Annotated in this window: 13 protein-coding genes; 9 read left to right on the forward strand and 4 right to left on the reverse strand. The window is 71.8% G+C overall.

The genetic code is table 11. The annotated features are described in order from the left end of the window. On the forward strand, positions 1 to 1,296 hold the full coding sequence (locus ACF073_RS17605; protein WP_392070852.1) for a hypothetical protein: 1,296 nt from the start codon (positions 1 to 3) through the stop codon (positions 1,294 to 1,296). Positions 1,297 to 1,388: 92 nt separating this feature from the next. On the opposite strand, the gene ACF073_RS17610 is transcribed toward ACF073_RS17605, so the two are convergent. Continuing rightward, entirely contained in the window at positions 1,389 to 2,927 is a 1,539-nt protein-coding gene (locus tag ACF073_RS17610; RefSeq protein ID WP_392070854.1) for a peptide MFS transporter, read from the reverse strand. Positions 2,928 to 3,417: 490 nt separating this feature from the next. Between ACF073_RS17610 and ACF073_RS17615 the strand changes: the two genes are divergently transcribed. Beyond that, positions 3,418 to 4,095: a response regulator transcription factor gene (locus ACF073_RS17615; protein ID WP_030653180.1), complete on the forward strand. Its 678-nt coding sequence runs from the start codon at positions 3,418 to 3,420 to the stop codon at positions 4,093 to 4,095. A gap of 35 nt (positions 4,096 to 4,130) precedes the next feature. Then, a complete protein-coding gene (locus tag ACF073_RS17620) occupies positions 4,131 to 5,402 on the forward strand; it encodes an ATP-binding protein (protein WP_392070856.1) in 1,272 nt (423 codons plus the stop codon). A 24-nt stretch (positions 5,403 to 5,426) separates the two neighbouring features. Here the strand turns inward: ACF073_RS17620 and ACF073_RS17625 are convergent, their stop codons facing one another. Then, on the reverse strand, positions 5,427 to 5,930 hold the full coding sequence (locus tag ACF073_RS17625) for a GtrA family protein (protein WP_392070858.1): 504 nt from the start codon (positions 5,928 to 5,930) through the stop codon (positions 5,427 to 5,429). A 182-nt stretch (positions 5,931 to 6,112) separates the two neighbouring features. On the opposite strand from ACF073_RS17625, the gene ACF073_RS17630 reads away from it, so the two are divergent. From ACF073_RS17630 to ACF073_RS17645, 4 genes are all read left to right on the forward strand, one after another. Beyond that, positions 6,113 to 7,252 (forward strand): 5-(carboxyamino)imidazole ribonucleotide synthase, encoded by a 1,140-nt coding sequence (locus tag ACF073_RS17630; protein WP_392070860.1) that lies wholly within the window; start codon positions 6,113 to 6,115, stop codon positions 7,250 to 7,252. Beyond that, on the forward strand, positions 7,249 to 7,770 hold the full coding sequence (gene purE, locus ACF073_RS17635) for a 5-(carboxyamino)imidazole ribonucleotide mutase (protein WP_392070862.1): 522 nt from the start codon (positions 7,249 to 7,251) through the stop codon (positions 7,768 to 7,770). Before ACF073_RS17630 ends, purE begins: the two co-directional genes overlap by 4 nt. A 5-nt stretch (positions 7,771 to 7,775) precedes the next feature. Further along, the gene (locus tag ACF073_RS17640) at positions 7,776 to 8,963 is read left to right on the forward strand and encodes a dipeptidase (RefSeq protein ID WP_392070987.1); all 1,188 of its coding nucleotides are present in this window, start codon (positions 7,776 to 7,778) and stop codon (positions 8,961 to 8,963) included. A gap of 1,046 nt (positions 8,964 to 10,009) precedes the next feature. Continuing rightward, positions 10,010 to 11,107, forward strand: coding sequence for a dipeptidase (locus tag ACF073_RS17645; RefSeq protein WP_392070863.1), 1,098 nt, complete (start codon positions 10,010 to 10,012; stop codon positions 11,105 to 11,107). 19 nt (positions 11,108 to 11,126) lie between these two features. Here the strand turns inward: ACF073_RS17645 and ACF073_RS17650 are convergent, their stop codons facing one another. After that, positions 11,127 to 11,495, reverse strand: coding sequence for a VOC family protein (locus ACF073_RS17650; RefSeq protein ID WP_392070865.1), 369 nt, complete (start codon positions 11,493 to 11,495; stop codon positions 11,127 to 11,129). Between the two features lie 83 nt (positions 11,496 to 11,578). Between ACF073_RS17650 and ACF073_RS17655 the strand changes: the two genes are divergently transcribed. Continuing rightward, entirely contained in the window at positions 11,579 to 12,085 is a 507-nt protein-coding gene (locus ACF073_RS17655; protein WP_392070866.1) for a CGNR zinc finger domain-containing protein, read from the forward strand. 93 nt (positions 12,086 to 12,178) lie between these two features. On the opposite strand, the gene ACF073_RS17660 is transcribed toward ACF073_RS17655, so the two are convergent. Then, positions 12,179 to 13,522, reverse strand: a complete 1,344-nt coding sequence (locus ACF073_RS17660; protein ID WP_392070868.1) for a UDP-glucose dehydrogenase family protein — start codon at positions 13,520 to 13,522, stop codon at positions 12,179 to 12,181. Positions 13,523 to 13,703: 181 nt separating this feature from the next. On the opposite strand from ACF073_RS17660, the gene ACF073_RS17665 reads away from it, so the two are divergent. Next, positions 13,704 to 14,861, forward strand: a complete 1,158-nt coding sequence (locus tag ACF073_RS17665) for an acyl-CoA dehydrogenase family protein (RefSeq protein WP_392070870.1) — start codon at positions 13,704 to 13,706, stop codon at positions 14,859 to 14,861. Positions 14,862 to 14,963 lie beyond the last annotated feature (102 nt).

A 14,963-nucleotide genomic window follows, 5' to 3' on the forward strand; every position in this document is an offset into this window, starting at 1 on the left:
ATGCGAAGGAGAGGCACAGCGGCCGGGGGACGCAGACTGGCGGCGGCGGGGGCCGCGCTGGCGCTGGGCGGTGCGGGTGTCCTGCTGGGTGCGGCCGCGGCACCCGCGCAGGCCGCCGAGGTGTCGTACGCCACCCACTGCGTGCCGCCCGCGGGCATCGACCCCGTCGACGGCACCACGAAGGTCGAGATCAGCGCGCCGGCCACGGCGAAGGTGGGCGACACGGTCGACATCGTGTGGAAGTTCGCCCAGGCCGCCTCCAAGAACCCGGACATCATCGACCTGCCCGCGAACTCGGTCCAGCCGTCCGGCGTGCTGAAGGCGGCCGGCGCGCAGACCGCCGACGTCACGCTGCAAGGTCCGCGGGAGAACCCCGCGATCCCCAAGGGCGGGGCCATGGTGCTGTCCGACATGAAGGGCAGCCTGAAGCTGACGGCGGCCGGCGAGGTGACGCTCACACCGGACGCGTACACCGTCAACGCGATGTCGACCGACACCAAGTGCACGCCGAAGGAGGCCGTGCAGAAGGCGGCGACCATCCAGGTGACGGCGGCCGGCGGCGGCACGCCCACCCCGACACCCACCCCCACCCCGACGCCCACGCCGACACCCACCCCGACGGCGACCGGCGGTACCGGGCAGACCGACTTCACCGGCAAGGAGGTGCTGATCCCGTACGCCTGCAAGACGCCGATCGGCGACAAGAACGCGACCTCGCCGGTGCAGATCGACGCGAAAAAGGACGGCGGGAGCTACGCCCTCACCGTGCGGTTCAAGAAGTCGGTGATGGACAGCCCCGCCGACATCCCGAAGGACTCCGTGAAGCCGTCCATGGAGGTGGCGCTCGGCGGCGCCGACAAGGGCACGGTGCACGTGGAGGGCCCGGCGAACGCGGGCCCCATCAAGTCCGGTGAGCCGATCGCGATCCCCGACCTCACCGGCACCTACAAGCCCGGCGCGAGCGGCTCCGCCACGCTGTCCCCGGGCGTGCTGACGGTCAAGGCGCTCGGTACGACCACGACCTGCACGCCGGTCAAGACGGAGGTCTCGCTCACCCTGGACACGACCGCGCAGCCCGGCGGCGCGGCGGGCGGCACCTCCACGGGCGGCTCGGCGTCCGGCGGTTCGGCGTCGTCACGGGGCACCTCGGGTGACGCCTCCGGCGGTGCCGGCGGCCTCGCCGAGACCGGCGCGGGCGACCACGGCGCGCTCAAGGCCCTGGGCCTGGTGGCGGGCACGGCGATCCTGCTGGGCGGCGTGGTGTTCACGTTCCTGCCCAAGCGCGGGACGCGGTAGCCCCGGACGACGCGCACCCGACAACGCACCCGACAACGCGGAAGGGCCGCCGCATCCGAGGATGCGGCGGCCCTCGCGGAACCCGTATCAGGTCAGTGCACGTCGCCCATCAGGGACTTCACGTTGCGGCGGTACATGTAGACCGCGACGCCCGCGACGGCGGCGAGGATCGCCTCCACCAGGACCGCGCCTGACCCGTTCAGGTCGACGCCGGCGATGGCCGAGTTGGACAGCAGGCCGGTGATCGAGTCGCCCGCGGTGACCGCGAGGAACCAGACACCCATCATCTGGCTGGCGTACTTGGCCGGAGCCATCTTGGTGGTGACCGACAGGCCGACCGGCGACAGGCACAGCTCGCCGACGGTCTGGATCAGGTAGATGCCCACCAGCCACATCGGGCTGACCTTGGTGCCGTCGGAGGCCATGCCCAGCGGCAGCAGGAAGAAGAAGAACGAGACGCCGATGAAGAACAGGGCGGCGGCGAACTTCGCGACCGTGCTCGGCTCCTTGCCCTTGCGGGCCAGCCACAGCCAGACCCAGGCGAAGACCGGCGCCAGCGCCATGATGAACACCGGGTTCAGCGACTGGTACCACGAGGACGGGAAGTCCAGGCCGAACAGGGAGCCGGCGGCCTTCTTCTCACCGAACGCCTGGACGGTGGAACCGCCCTGGTCGTAGATCATCCAGAAGACGGCGGCGGCCACGAAGAACCAGATGTAGCCGGTCATCTTGGACTGCTCGACGTCCGAGAGGTCCTTGTCCCGCTTGATGCGCAGCAGCACACCGGCCGGGATGATCAGACCGATCACGGTCAGCGGGATCATCGCCCAGTTCAGGGTGAAGTGACCGGTGAAGCCGACGATGCCGTAGAAGACGGCGGCGACGGCCAGCCAGATCAGGCCCTTGCGCAGCCAGGACGCGCGCTCCTCGGACGCCAGCGGCTTCGGGACGACGCTGCTCTGCGGGCTCAGGTTGCGGGTGCCGAGCAGGAACGCGGCGAGACCGATGGCCATGCCGACCGCGGCGAGGCCGAAGCCGAGGTGCCAGTTGACCTCCTGGCCGACCGTGCCGATGATCAGCGGCGCGAAGAAGGCACCCAGGTTGATGCCCATGTAGAAGATCGTGAAGCCACCGTCACGGCGCGGGTCGTCCGGCCCGTTGTACAGGTGGCCGACCATGGTGGAGATGTTGGCCTTCAGCAGACCGGAGCCGAGCGCCACGAGGCCGAGACCGGCGAAGAACGGCGCCTGGCCGCCGGGCAGCGCCAGCACCAGGTGGCCCGCCATGATCGTGACCGCCGCGACGGTGACGGTCTTGCGGGGGCCCCAGACGCGGTCGCCCAGCCAGCCGCCGGGCATGGCGAGCAGGTACACCATCGACAGGTAGACCGAGTAGATCGCGGTCGTCGTGGCCAGGTCCATGCCCAGGCCGCCGCCCATGCTGCCCTTGTCGGCGTCGGGGCCGCCGGAGAGCAGGTAGACGACGAGCAGGGCCCTCATGCCGTAGAAGCTGAAGCGCTCCCACATCTCGGTCATGAAGAGAGTGGCCAGTCCGCGGGGGTGGCCGAAGAAGGTCTTCTCGGAACCGGGGGTGCCCGGGCGGACCGAGTCCTTCGTCAGGCTGGACGCCATGGTCGTTCCTTGCTGATCGGGACGCGCGGCTGGAGCGTTGCGCGCCCGGTGTGGTCGGCCGGCACCGGCAGGGTCGGCCGGCCACCCCCACGCCCAGGGGGAGTCCGCCCCGGATCACGGAGCGGTGGACGGCGACCACCGGGATCCACGCCCCACGACGCGTCAGTGCGTCCGGAGCCCGGCCAGAGGTCATTCCTTTCAAGGCTGATCGGGATCAGCCCGTACACAAAAGAGACCTTCAGCGCTTGTCCCGCCGAAGGTCCCCGTGTGTACTACAGGCGTTCAGGTCACCATACGGCAGGACACCGCCGGAAATGGAAGGACTTGAGACGCGGATCACAGGTGTCGCGGGAACCGCGCAACGGGATTCGAAGGTCTCCTCTACGATCGCATCCCCAGGTCAATGGTTCGGACCAGCCGGGTGCCCAGGTAAGAATCCCTGGAACGCATCACACCCCGGCACCGCACGCGGGCGGTCTACCATCACCTCATGACCCGTGTACTGCTCGCCGAGGACGACGCGTCCATCTCGGAGCCGCTGGCCCGCGCCCTGCGCCGGGAAGGTTACGAGGTCGAGGTGCGCGAGGACGGACCCGCCGCGCTCGACGCCGGAATGCAGGGCGGCGTCGATCTGGTCGTGCTGGACCTGGGCCTGCCCGGCATGGACGGCCTGGAGGTCGCCCGCCGGCTGCGTGCCGACGGCCACACCGTCCCGATCCTCATCCTGACCGCGCGGGCCGACGAGGTGGACACCGTCGTCGGTCTCGACGCGGGCGCCGACGACTACGTCACCAAGCCCTTCCGGCTCGCCGAACTGCTCGCCCGGGTGCGGGCGCTGCTGCGCCGCGGCGCCGCCGAGCCGCAGCAGCCGCCGGCCACGCACGGGGTGCGGATCGACGTCGAGTCGCACCGCGCCTGGATGGGCGACGAGGAACTCCAGCTGACCGCCAAGGAGTTCGACCTGCTGCGGGTGCTGGTGCGCGACGCCGGCCGGGTGGTGACCCGCGACCAGCTGATGCGCGAGGTCTGGGACACCACGTGGTGGTCCTCGACGAAGACCCTCGACATGCACATCTCCTGGCTGCGCAAGAAGCTCGGCGACGACGCGGCGAACCCGAGGTACATCGCGACGGTGCGCGGCGTGGGCTTCCGCTTCGAGAAGAGCTGAGCCGGGCCCCCGGCGATCACCACAGGTAGCGGAGCATGCGCCGACGTCTCATCCAGTCCACCCTCGCCGTCGTCCTCGTGGTGATCGCCGTGTTCGGCGTCTCCCTGGTGATCGTCGAGACCCGGACGATCAGCAACAGCGCCCAGGAGCGGGTGGAGTCCGAGGCGGTGCGGCTGGCCAGCATCGTGGACAGCCGGATCCTCGCCGCGGAGAACGTCAACGCGGACGTGCTGCGCAACCCGGTCAGCAAGGAGCAGTACGCGGTCATCCGGATGCCCGGCAGGGCGCCCATCGAGATCGGCAGCAAGCCCGAGGGCGACACCATCCACTCCACGCAGCACGGCGAGGAGGGGGAGACGGTCACCGTGCAGGAGCCCCGCTCCGCGGTGACCCGCGAGGTCGGCCGCACCCTGCTGATCATCGGTCTGGTCGCGCTGCTCGCCGTGGTCGCCGCCGTGCTGCTCGCCGTGCGCCAGGCCAACCGGCTCGCCTCCCCGCTGACCGACCTCGCCGAGACCGCCGAGCGCCTCGGCTCCGGCGACCCGCGCCCGCGGCACAAGCGGTACGGCGTCCCCGAGCTGGACCGGGTCGCCGATGTGCTGGACTCCTCCGCCGAGCGGATCGGGCGCATGCTGACGGCCGAGCGGCGCCTCGCCGCCGACGCCTCCCATCAGCTGCGCACGCCGCTGACCGCGCTGTCCATGCGTCTTGAGGAGATCACCCTCACCGACGACCCGGACACGGTGAAGGACGAGGCGACCATCGCGCTGACGCAGGTGGAGCGGCTGACCGACGTGGTGGAGCGGCTGCTGACCAACTCGCGCGACCCGCGCACCGGCTCCGCTGTCTCCTTCGACCTGGACGAGGTCATCCAGCAGCAGCTCGCCGAGTGGCGGCCCGCCTACCGCGGCGTGGGCCGGGCCATCGTCAGCTCCGGCAAGCGGCATCTGACGGCGGTGGGCACACCGGGCGCGGTCGCCCAGGTGCTGGCGGCGCTGATCGAGAACTCGCTGATGCACGGCGGCGGCACCGTCGCCCTGCGCACCCGGGTCACCGGCAACCAGGCCGTGATCGAGGTCACCGACGAGGGGCCCGGGGTGCCGGCCGACCTCGGCGCGCGGATCTTCGAGCGCACGATCAGCGGGCGGAACTCCACGGGCATCGGCCTGGCCGTCGCCCGGGACCTCGCGGAGGCCGACGGCGGCCGTCTGGAGCTGCTCCAGGCGCAGCCCCCGGTCTTCGGCCTCTTCCTCTCCCGCACGGCTCCCTCGCGCAAGCAGGACGAGGAGCAGCCGACGGTCCGCTAGCCGGAGCCCGGGCGCAGGAGGGATCTACGGGACGCGCTGGCTCGGGGCCGGCCGCCCGGACTCCTGCTTCAGAATCGATTCGGCACTCGCCACGGCCTCCCGGGCGGGCAGCGTCCGGAACACCCAGGTGCGGTACGACCAGAACCGGAACAGGGTCGCGACGCCGATGCCGACGAACTTGAAGACGTTGCTCTGCAGCGGGCTGTCCCAGCCGAAGCCGTAGGTCGCCAGGTACAGCAGGCCGTTCTCGATCACCAGGCCGACCGCGCTGAACAGCAGGAACAGCGTGAGTTCCTTGGTGCGCCCGCCCTTGTCGCGGTCCCGGTACGTCCAGTAGCGGAAGCCGACGTAGTTGAAGACGATGGCCACGACGGTCGCGATGACGCTGGCGCGCACCACGGGCAGGTCGGAGACGTGCCGGACCAGGTTGAACACACCGAGATTGACCAGGACGCCGGCGCCGCCGACGGCGCCGAACTTGACCACCTCGCGTACGAGCCGTTGCAGCCCCGAGGAACGAGGTTCCATGGCTGTGCAGCTCCCGTCGGTAGGTTTCGTCAACCACGCCATGCTAGCCGGGCGGAACCAGCCGTGCTCGTGGACCGGGCCACCGTTCGGAAACAGCTCGGAAAGACGCGGGGAAGCGCCCGGTAAGAGTCCGCGGGAGGGACGCGAACCGGCCTCCCCGGCGTGGCCGATACCCTAGGGGTGTGACGTTCCCGGTAGTCGGCATGGTCGGCGGGGGGCAGCTCGCGCGTATGACGCACGAAGCGGGCATCCCGTTGGGCATCAGGTTCAAGCTCCTCAGTGACACCCCGCAGGATTCAGCGGCGCAGGTCGTGAGCGATGTCGTCATCGGCGACTATCGCGACCTGGACACGCTGCGTGAGTTCGCGCGCGGTTGCGACGTGATCACCTTCGATCACGAACACGTACCCACCGAGCACCTCAGGGCCCTGGAGGCGGACGGCATCCCCGTCCGCCCGGGACCTGACGCGCTGGTGCACGCCCAGGACAAGGGCGTGATGCGCGCGAAGCTCGACGCGATCGGTATCCCGTGCCCCCGGCACCGGATCGTGGCCGACCCGGAGGATGTCGTCCGGTTCGCGGCGGAGGGGGACGGCTTCCCGGTCGTCCTCAAGACCGTCCGCGGCGGCTACGACGGCAAGGGGGTGTGGGTCGTGGAGACCGCCGAGGAGGCCAGCGACCCCTTCCGGGCCGGCGTCCCGGTCCTCGCCGAGGAGAAGGTCGACTACGTCCGCGAGCTCGCCGCCAACGTCGTACGCTCCCCGCACGGCCAGGCCGTCGCCTACCCGGTGGTGGAGTCGCGGCAGGTGAACGGCGTCTGCGACACCGTGATCGCGCCCGCGCCCGACCTGCCCGACGAGCTGGCCCTGCACGCCGAGCGGCTGGCCCTGACCATCGCCAAGGAACTGGGCGTCGTCGGGCACCTCGCCGTAGAGCTGTTCCAGACCCGCGACGGCCGCGTCCTCGTGAACGAGCTGGCCATGCGTCCGCACAACTCGGGCCACTGGACCATGGACGGCGCGGTCACCTCGCAGTTCGCCAACCACGTCCGCGCGGTCCTCGACCTGCCGCTGGGCGACCCGCGCCCGCGCGCCCCGTGGACCGTGATGGTCAACGTCCTGGGCGGCGACTACCCGGACATGTACTCCGCGTACTTGCACTGCATGGCCCGCGACCCCAAGCTCAAGATCCACATGTACGGCAAGGATGTGAAGCCCGGCCGCAAGGTCGGACACGTCAACACCTACGGCGACGACCTGGACGACGTGCTGGAGCGCGCCCGTCACGCAGCCGGCTATCTGAGAGGCACGATCACCGAATGAGTCCCGTTGTTGGCATCGTCATGGGGTCGGACTCCGACTGGCCCGTCATGGAAGCCGCCGCCAAGGCCCTGGACGAGTTCGAGATCGCCTACGAGGTCGACGTCGTCTCCGCGCACCGCATGCCCCGCGAGATGATCACCTACGGCGAGCAGGCCGCCGACCGCGGCCTGAAGGTGATCATCGCCGGCGCGGGCGGTGCCGCCCACCTGCCCGGCATGCTGGCCTCGGTCACCCCGCTGCCGGTCATCGGCGTCCCCGTGCCGCTGAAGTACCTGGACGGCATGGACTCGCTGCTCTCCATCGTGCAGATGCCGGCCGGTGTCCCGGTCGCCACGGTCTCCGTCGCCGGTGCCCGCAACGCCGGTCTGCTCGCGGCCCGGATGCTCGCCGCGCACGACGAGGAGCTGCTGCACCGGATGCGCGACTTCCAGCAGGAGCTGAACGACCAGGCCACCGAGAAGGGCAAGCGGCTGCGCGCCAAGGTCGAGGGCGCCGGCGGCTTCGGCTTCGGGAAGTGACCGCCGTGGCCGCCCTGGACGCAGCACGCGCGCTGCTGCGCGAGTTCCCCGTGGTCGACGGGCACAACGACCTGCCCTGGGCGCTGCGCAAGCAGGCCGGGTACGACCTGGCCGCGCTGGACATCGCCGGCGACCAGCACGAGCACCTGCACACCGACCTGCCGCGGCTGCGCGCGGGCGGGGTCGGCGCCCAGTACTGGTCGGTGTACGTGCCCGCCGAGCAGCCGGAGCCGGTCGCGGCCACGCTGGAGCAGATCGACTGCGTCCGGCGGCTGCTGGACCGCTACCCGGCCGAGCTGGCGCCCGCGCTGACCGCGGCGGACATGGAGGCGGCCCGCCGGGACGGCCGGATCGCCTCGCTCATGGGTGCCGAGGGCGGCCACTCCATAGCGAACTCGCTGGGCACGCTGCGCGGCCTGTACGCGCTCGGTGTGCGCTACATGACGCTCACCCACAACTCCAACGTGGACTGGGCCGACTCCGCGACCGACGCGCCGCGCACGGGCGGCCTGTCCGCTTTCGGCCGCGAGGTCGTCCGCGAGATGAACCGCCTCGGCATGCTGGTCGACCTCTCGCACGTGGCGGCCACGACGATGCGGGACGCGCTGGACGCCGCCTCGGCGCCGGTGGTCTTCTCCCACTCCTCCGCGCGGGCGGTCTGCGACCACCCCCGCAACATCCCCGACGACGTACTGGAGCGGCTGCCCGCCAACGGCGGCGTGGCGATGGTGACGTTCGTACCGAAGTTCGTGCTCCAGGCGGCGGTGGACTGGACGGCCGCGGCGGACGAGAACATGCGCGCCCACGGCCTGCACCACCTGGACACCAGCCCCGAGGCGATGCGGATCCACCGGGCCTTCGAGGAGCGCGTCCCGCGCCCGGTCGCCACGGTGTCCACGGTGGCGGACCACCTGGACCACATGCGCGAGGCGGCCGGCATCGACCATCTGGGCATCGGCGGCGACTACGACGGAACCGCGTTCACCCCGGACGGCCTCAACGACGTCTCCGGCTACCCGAACCTGCTCGCCGAGCTGCTGGAGCGCGGCTGGTCCACGGCCGATCTGGCCAAGCTGACCTGGCAGAACGCGGTGCGGGTGCTGGGCGCTGCGGAGGACGTGGCCCGGGATCTCCAGGCCACGCGCGCCCCGTCCCTCGCCACCATCGAGGCCCTGGACGGCACAACCGGCTGACCCGCCGCGACGAACCGGCCTCCGCCCCTCCCGGCGCCACCTCCGAGGCGGACACCCGCCGCCCGGCCTCGCCTCGGGGGTTCCGGCTCCTCCAGCCTCGCGCCCGAGACGGCTCCCGGGTTCCGTACCGGCCGTGACCGCACGGGGCTTCCGCGACCCTCCGCCCCGTTACCGAGGGTGTCCCGGGCCCCCTGGCCCCGCCTCGGAGGGTGATGCCCGGCGCGCGGCCTCGCCTCGGCGGGGGCTTCCGGGCTTTTCCGGCCGCGTTCCTGGGGGGGTGTCCCGGGCCTCCTGGCTTCGCCTCGGAGGGGGATGCCCGGCGCGCGGCCTCGCCTCGGCGGGGGCTTCCGGGCTCTTTCGGCCCCCGTTCCCAAGGGGGCGTCCGGGCTTCCCGGCGTCGCCTGCGAGGGGATGCCCGGCGCCCGGCCTCGCCTATGAGGCGGCTTCCGGGTTTCTCGTTCCGCCCCGGCTCCGAGGGCTTCCCGGCCTCTCCGGCCCCGCCTCCGAAGGGCTTCCCGGCCTCGCCTCCGACGGGCGTCCGGGGCCTTTCGGGGTTGCTCCGGAGGGGGTGGCCGGGCCGGCGTTCGTCCCCCGGAGAGCTGTCGGGACCCCGCCCCGGCCGGAGTGGCTGTCGGGGCCTCGCCCCCGGCCGGAGTGGCTGTCGGGACCCTGCCCCGGCCGGAGTGGCTGTCCGGACCGCGCCCCGGCCGGAGTGGCTGTCGGGACCCTGCCCCGGCCGGAGTGGCTGTCCGGACCGCGCCCCGGCCGGAGTGGCTGTCCGGACCCTGCCCCGGCCGGAGTGGCTGTCGGGACCGCGCCCCGGCCGGAGTGGCTGTCGGGACCGCGCCCTCCCCGGAGTGGCTGTCCCGACCCGCCCCCCGAAGTGGCTGCCCAGACTGCCGCGGGCCTGTGCCGGGTCGGTCGGAATACCCCCGAACGCCCCATTCATCAGGAAGCCTCCCTCCGCTCCGTGCGACCGTGTCGGTACGCCAGCCCACGCCGTAGCTCACGACCGACGTAGCCCACGACGACGCACGGAGCCCGCCATGGCCGACCTCCAGAACGACATCCCCACGATCGAAGTGGGCGCGGACGACGGCCTGCCGGACGACCCCTTCCCGCGGCGGCCCGTCGCCGAGCTGCTGGCCCAGGCGCACGAACTGCTCGCCGCCCACCCCGTCGCCGACGGCTACAGCGGCCTGCCCTGGGCCCTGCGCCACCTGTCCTGGTACGACCTCGAACTGGGCGAGGCCGCCATCGACACGGACGTGCCCCGGATGCGCGAGGGGCATGTCGGCGCGCTGTTCTGGTCGCTGCACCTGCCCGAGGGGTCAGGCGGCGAGCGCGCGGCGGCGGCGACCCTGGAGCAGCTGGACCAGGCGCGTGCCGTCATCGAGGCCCACCCGGAGGGGCTGCGGCTGGCGCGCACCGCCGGGCAGGTCATCGACGCCCGCAACTGCGGCCGGATCGCCGTACTGCTGGGCCCCGCGCACGGGGCCGCCGTGGACGACTCCCTCGGCATCCTGCGGATCCTGCACACCCTCGGGCTGCGCGTGCTCACTCTCGCGGGCACCGCCTGGGCGGGTGCGTCCGGGCTGACCCGGTTCGGGGAGGAGGTGGTGCGCGAGATGAACCGGCTCGGGGTGATCGCCGATGTCACCGGCGCCTCGGCGGTCACGGCCGCGCGGACCCTCGCCCTGTCCAAGACGCCGGTGCTGTGCTCCCGCTCGGCCGCCCGCGTCCTGCGCCCGCACCCGGCCAATCTCCCCGACGACCTGCTCGCCGCCCTGGGCGCGGCGAAGGGCCTGTGCATGGTGCCGCTGACCGCCGAGCAGACCGGGCCGACGGTCCGGGACGTCGCCGACCATCTCGACCACGTCCGCGACGTGGCCGGCCCCGAGTGCGTCGGCCTGTCCGGCACCTATGACTCCGGTGCCGTGCACCCCCGTGACCTCGCCGACGCCTCCCGCTATCCGCACCTGATCGCCGAGCTGCTCAGACGCGGCTGGTCCGAGGCCGAGCTGGCCCTGCTGACCTGGGGCAATGTGCAGCGGGTGCTGCGCAGCGCGGACTTCACGGCCCGCGCCGCACAGCACCGCCGGGAGGCGTCGACCGCGCGGATCGGCGACCTGGACGCCTCCTAGCCGCCCGGCGCGTCCCGGTTCAGCAGGCGCACAGGCAGAAGGGGTGCCCGGCCGGGTCGGCGTACACCCGGAAGGTGCGGGAGCGGTCCTCGGTGTCCAGCGGTCGCGCGCCCAGCTCCAGCACCCCCTTCTCCGCGGTGTCCAGGTCGGCCACGGCCAGGTCCAGGTGGAACTGCTGGGAGCGGGCCGCCGCGGGCCACTCGGGCGGCACGAACCCGGGCGCCAGCTGGAAGGCGAGCGAGGGCCCGCCGGGCACCTTCAGGTCCACCCACTCCTGGTCCCCCTCGTTCACCTCCACCGTGCCGCCCAGCACACCGGCGTAGAACTCCGCCAGCGCGCGGGGGTCGGGACAGTCCAGGACCACGACGTCGAGCTTGGCGAGTGCCATGACTACCTCCTTGCGTTACCCATAAGGGCGGGTAACCAGTAACGGTTACTGCATACTCCCGTACAAGAGGTAACGTCGCAAGCATGAGCGAGAGATCGGCCGCTCCGGGCGGCCTGGCCCTGGTCGAGTCGCTGGTGAACACGCTGGACATCGAGTCGGGCGCCGACGCGCTGGACACGCCGGAGGGCCGTGGCGCCCTCGGGATCACGGCGGACTCCCTCGCCGGCGCCCGGGAGCTGCGCGAGTCGCTGCGCGCCGCGCTGCTCGCCCACGCCGGCCATCCGCCGCACCGTACGGTGACCCCGCTGGGCGCCCTGCTGGCGCGGGCCCCGCTGTACATCGCCGTCGACGAGCACGACGGCTCCGCCCGCCTCGCCCCGACCGACGCGGACCCGCTGCTCTCCCGGGTCGCCGCCGCCGTGGCCGAGGCGCTCGTGGCGGGCACCTGGGCCAGGCTCAAGGCGTGCGAGTCCGAGACCTGCCACTGGGCGTACTACGACCGCAGCCCGGCCGGCCGCGGGCGCTGGTGCTCGATGCAGGTGTGCGGGGCGCGCGCGAAGATGCGCCGGTACCGGGCGAAGGGTCCGTGAGGCCCGTGGTTTGCGGCAGAATGCCGACGGGCGCCGGTTCGGCCGACTGAGCCTCGGCCGAACCGGCGCCCGTCCGGAGACGTACGCGGAGCGCTACGCGGTGGGCCGGCCCATCGCGCGGTACGTCCACCCGGCCCGGCGCCACCGCTCCGGGTCGAGGGCGTTGCGCCCGTCCAGGAGCACCCGGGCCGCCGCGGCCTCGCCGAGCGCCGCCGGGTCCAGCTCGCGGAACTCCTGCCACTCGGTCAGATGCAGCACGACATCGGCGCCCCGGACGGCCGCGAGGGCCGAGTCGGCGTAGCCCAGGGTCGGGAAGACCTTGCGGGCGTTGGCCATGCCCTTCGGGTCGTACACCGTCACCTGGCCGCCCTGGAGATGGATCTGGCCGGCGACGTTCAGCGCCGGCGAGTCGCGGACGTCGTCCGAGTCCGGCTTGAAGGTGGCGCCGAGCACCGCGACCCGCTTGCCGAGGAAGGAGCCGCCGCCGAGCGCCTCCCGGGTCATCTCGACCATCTGGCCGCGCCGGCGCATGTTGATGGAGTCGATCTCGCGCAGGAAGGTCAGCGCCTGGTCGGCGCCCAGCTCGCCCGCGCGGGCCATGAACGCCCGGATGTCCTTGGGCAGGCAGCCGCCGCCGAAGCCGATCCCGGCGCGCAGGAACTTCTTCCCGATGCGGTCGTCGTGGCCTATGGCCTCCGCGAGCTTCGCCACATCGCCGCCGGCGGCCTCGCACACCTCCGCCATCGCGTTGATGAAGGAGATCTTGGTCGCGAGGAAGGAGTTCGCCGAGGTCTTCACCAGCTCGGCGGTCGGGAAGTCGGTGACGACGAACGGCGTGCCCTCGCCCACCGGCGTCGCGTACACCTCGCGCAGCAGCTTCTCGGCGCGCTCGCTGCGCACGCCGACCACGATCCGGTCCGGGTGCAGCGTGTCCCGCACGGCGAAGCCCTCGCGCAGGAACTCCGGGTTCCAGGCCAGCTCGGCGTCGGCGCCGGCCGGGGCGTGCTCGGCGAGGTACCCGGCCAGCCGGTCGGCCGAGCCCACCGGCACGGTCGACTTGCCGACGACCAGGGCCGGACCGCGCAGATGCGGGGCGAGGGAGGCGATCGCGGCGTCGACGTACGACATGTCGCAGGCGTACTCGCCGTGCTTCTGCGGGGTGTTCACGCACACGAAGTGCACATCGCCGAAGGCGCCCGCCTCGGCCCAGTCCATGGTGAACCGCAGCCGCCCGCTCGATCCCTCGATCCCGGCCACGTGCTTGCGCAGCAGCTCGTCGAGGCCCGGCTCGTACATCGGCGTCTCGCCGCGCTCCAGCAGGGCGATCTTCTCGGGGACCACGTCCAGACCCAGCACCTCGAAGCCCAGCTCGGCCATTGCCGCGGCGTGCGTGGCGCCGAGGTAGCCGGTGCCGATCACGGTGATCTTCAGGCTCATGGATGTGCTCCAGATCGGGTACGTCGGTGATGCGGAGCCGAGCATAGTCGGGCCGCCCACCGGGCAATTTCCCCGCCTGTCGTGTAGCTCACGTAGGCGTGCCGCGGGCGGACCATTAAAATTTGAGTTACTTAACGGTAACTAGCGCCAGTATCACTGCGTCCTTGGAGCGTGAGAGACCTTGGCCGGATCGGCTGACTTCGACCTGTACCGCCCGTCCGAAGAGCACGACATGCTCCGGGACGCTGTCCGCGCGCTGGCCGAGGCGAAGATCGCGCCGTTCGCCGCTGCCGTGGACGAGGAGGCCCGCTTCCCGCAGGAGGCGCACGACGCCCTGGTCGCGAACGACCTGCACGCCGTGCACGTCCCCGAGGAGTACGGCGGCGCCGGCGCCGACGCGCTCGCCACGGTCATCGTGATCGAGGAGGTCGCCCGCGTCTGCGTCTCCTCCTCCCTCATCCCCGCCGTGAACAAGCTCGGCTCCCTCCCGGTGATCCTCTCCGGCTCCGAGGACCTGAAGAAGAAGTACCTGGGCCCGCTGGCCAAGGGCGACGGGATGTTCTCGTACTGCCTCTCCGAGCCGGAGGCGGGCTCGGACGCGGCCGGCATGAAGACCAGGGCCGTCCGCGACGGCGACCACTGGATCCTCAACGGCGTGAAGCGCTGGATCACCAACGCCGGCGTCTCCGAGTACTACACGGTCATGGCCGTGACCGACCCGGAGAAGCGCTCCAAGGGCATCTCCGCCTTCGTCGTGGAGAAGTCGGACGAGGGCGTGTCCTTCGGCGCCCCGGAGAAGAAGCTCGGCATCAAGGGCTCCCCGACCCGCGAGGTCTACTTCGACAACGTCCGCATCCCCGCCGACCGCATGATCGGCGCGGAGGGCACCGGCTTCGCCACCGCGATGAAGACGCTGGACCACACCCGCATCACCATCGCCGCCCAGGCGCTCGGTGTCGCCCAGGGCGCCCTCGACTACGCCAAGGGCTATGTCCAGGAGCGCAAGCAGTTCGGCAAGGCCATCGCCGACTTCCAGGGCATCCAGTTCATGCTCGCCGACATGTCCATGAAGATCTCGGCGGCCCGCGCCCTCACCTACCAGGCCGCCGCCGCCTCCGAGCGCGGCGACGCCGACCTCACCTACCTGGGCGCCGCCGCCAAGTGCTTCGCCTCGGACGTCGCGATGGAGGTCACCACCGACGCCGTCCAGCTCCTCGGCGGCTACGGCTACACCCGCGACTACCCGGTGGAGCGCATGATGCGCGACGCCAAGATCACCCAGATTTATGAGGGCACGAACCAAGTCCAGCGGATCGTGATGGCAAGGAACCTCCCCTAGCAGGGTTTTTGCAGGTCAGAAGCTGTTTCGAAGGTCCTGCGGGGCACCCTCGGCTTCCCGCCCGTTGTGGCCCGATCAGGGCCGTTCCTGGGCGTCATGCTG

The sequence above is a fragment of the Streptomyces sp. NPDC015171 genome (genome assembly GCF_043079545.1).
Lineage (GTDB): Bacteria > Actinomycetota > Actinomycetes > Streptomycetales > Streptomycetaceae > Streptomyces.

Bases quoted from the DNA above. Each gene is read 5' to 3' on its own strand.
- ACF073_RS17660 (WP_392070868.1), bottom strand. From the start codon at position 13,522: ATGAGCCTGAAGATCACCGTGATCGGCACCGGCTACCTCGGCGCCACG.
- purE (WP_392070862.1), top strand. From the start codon at position 7,249: ATGAGTCCCGTTGTTGGCATCGTCATGGGGTCGGACTCCGACTGGCCC.
- ACF073_RS17645 (WP_392070863.1), top strand. From the start codon at position 10,010: ATGGCCGACCTCCAGAACGACATCCCCACGATCGAAGTGGGCGCGGAC.
- ACF073_RS17615 (WP_030653180.1), top strand. From the start codon at position 3,418: ATGACCCGTGTACTGCTCGCCGAGGACGACGCGTCCATCTCGGAGCCG.
- ACF073_RS17610 (WP_392070854.1), bottom strand. From the start codon at position 2,927: ATGGCGTCCAGCCTGACGAAGGACTCGGTCCGCCCGGGCACCCCCGGT.
- ACF073_RS17650 (WP_392070865.1), bottom strand. From the start codon at position 11,495: ATGGCACTCGCCAAGCTCGACGTCGTGGTCCTGGACTGTCCCGACCCC.
- ACF073_RS17625 (WP_392070858.1), bottom strand. From the start codon at position 5,930: ATGGAACCTCGTTCCTCGGGGCTGCAACGGCTCGTACGCGAGGTGGTC.
- ACF073_RS17655 (WP_392070866.1), top strand. From the start codon at position 11,579: ATGAGCGAGAGATCGGCCGCTCCGGGCGGCCTGGCCCTGGTCGAGTCG.
- ACF073_RS17605 (WP_392070852.1), top strand. From the start codon at position 1: ATGCGAAGGAGAGGCACAGCGGCCGGGGGACGCAGACTGGCGGCGGCG.
- ACF073_RS17620 (WP_392070856.1), top strand. From the start codon at position 4,131: ATGCGCCGACGTCTCATCCAGTCCACCCTCGCCGTCGTCCTCGTGGTG.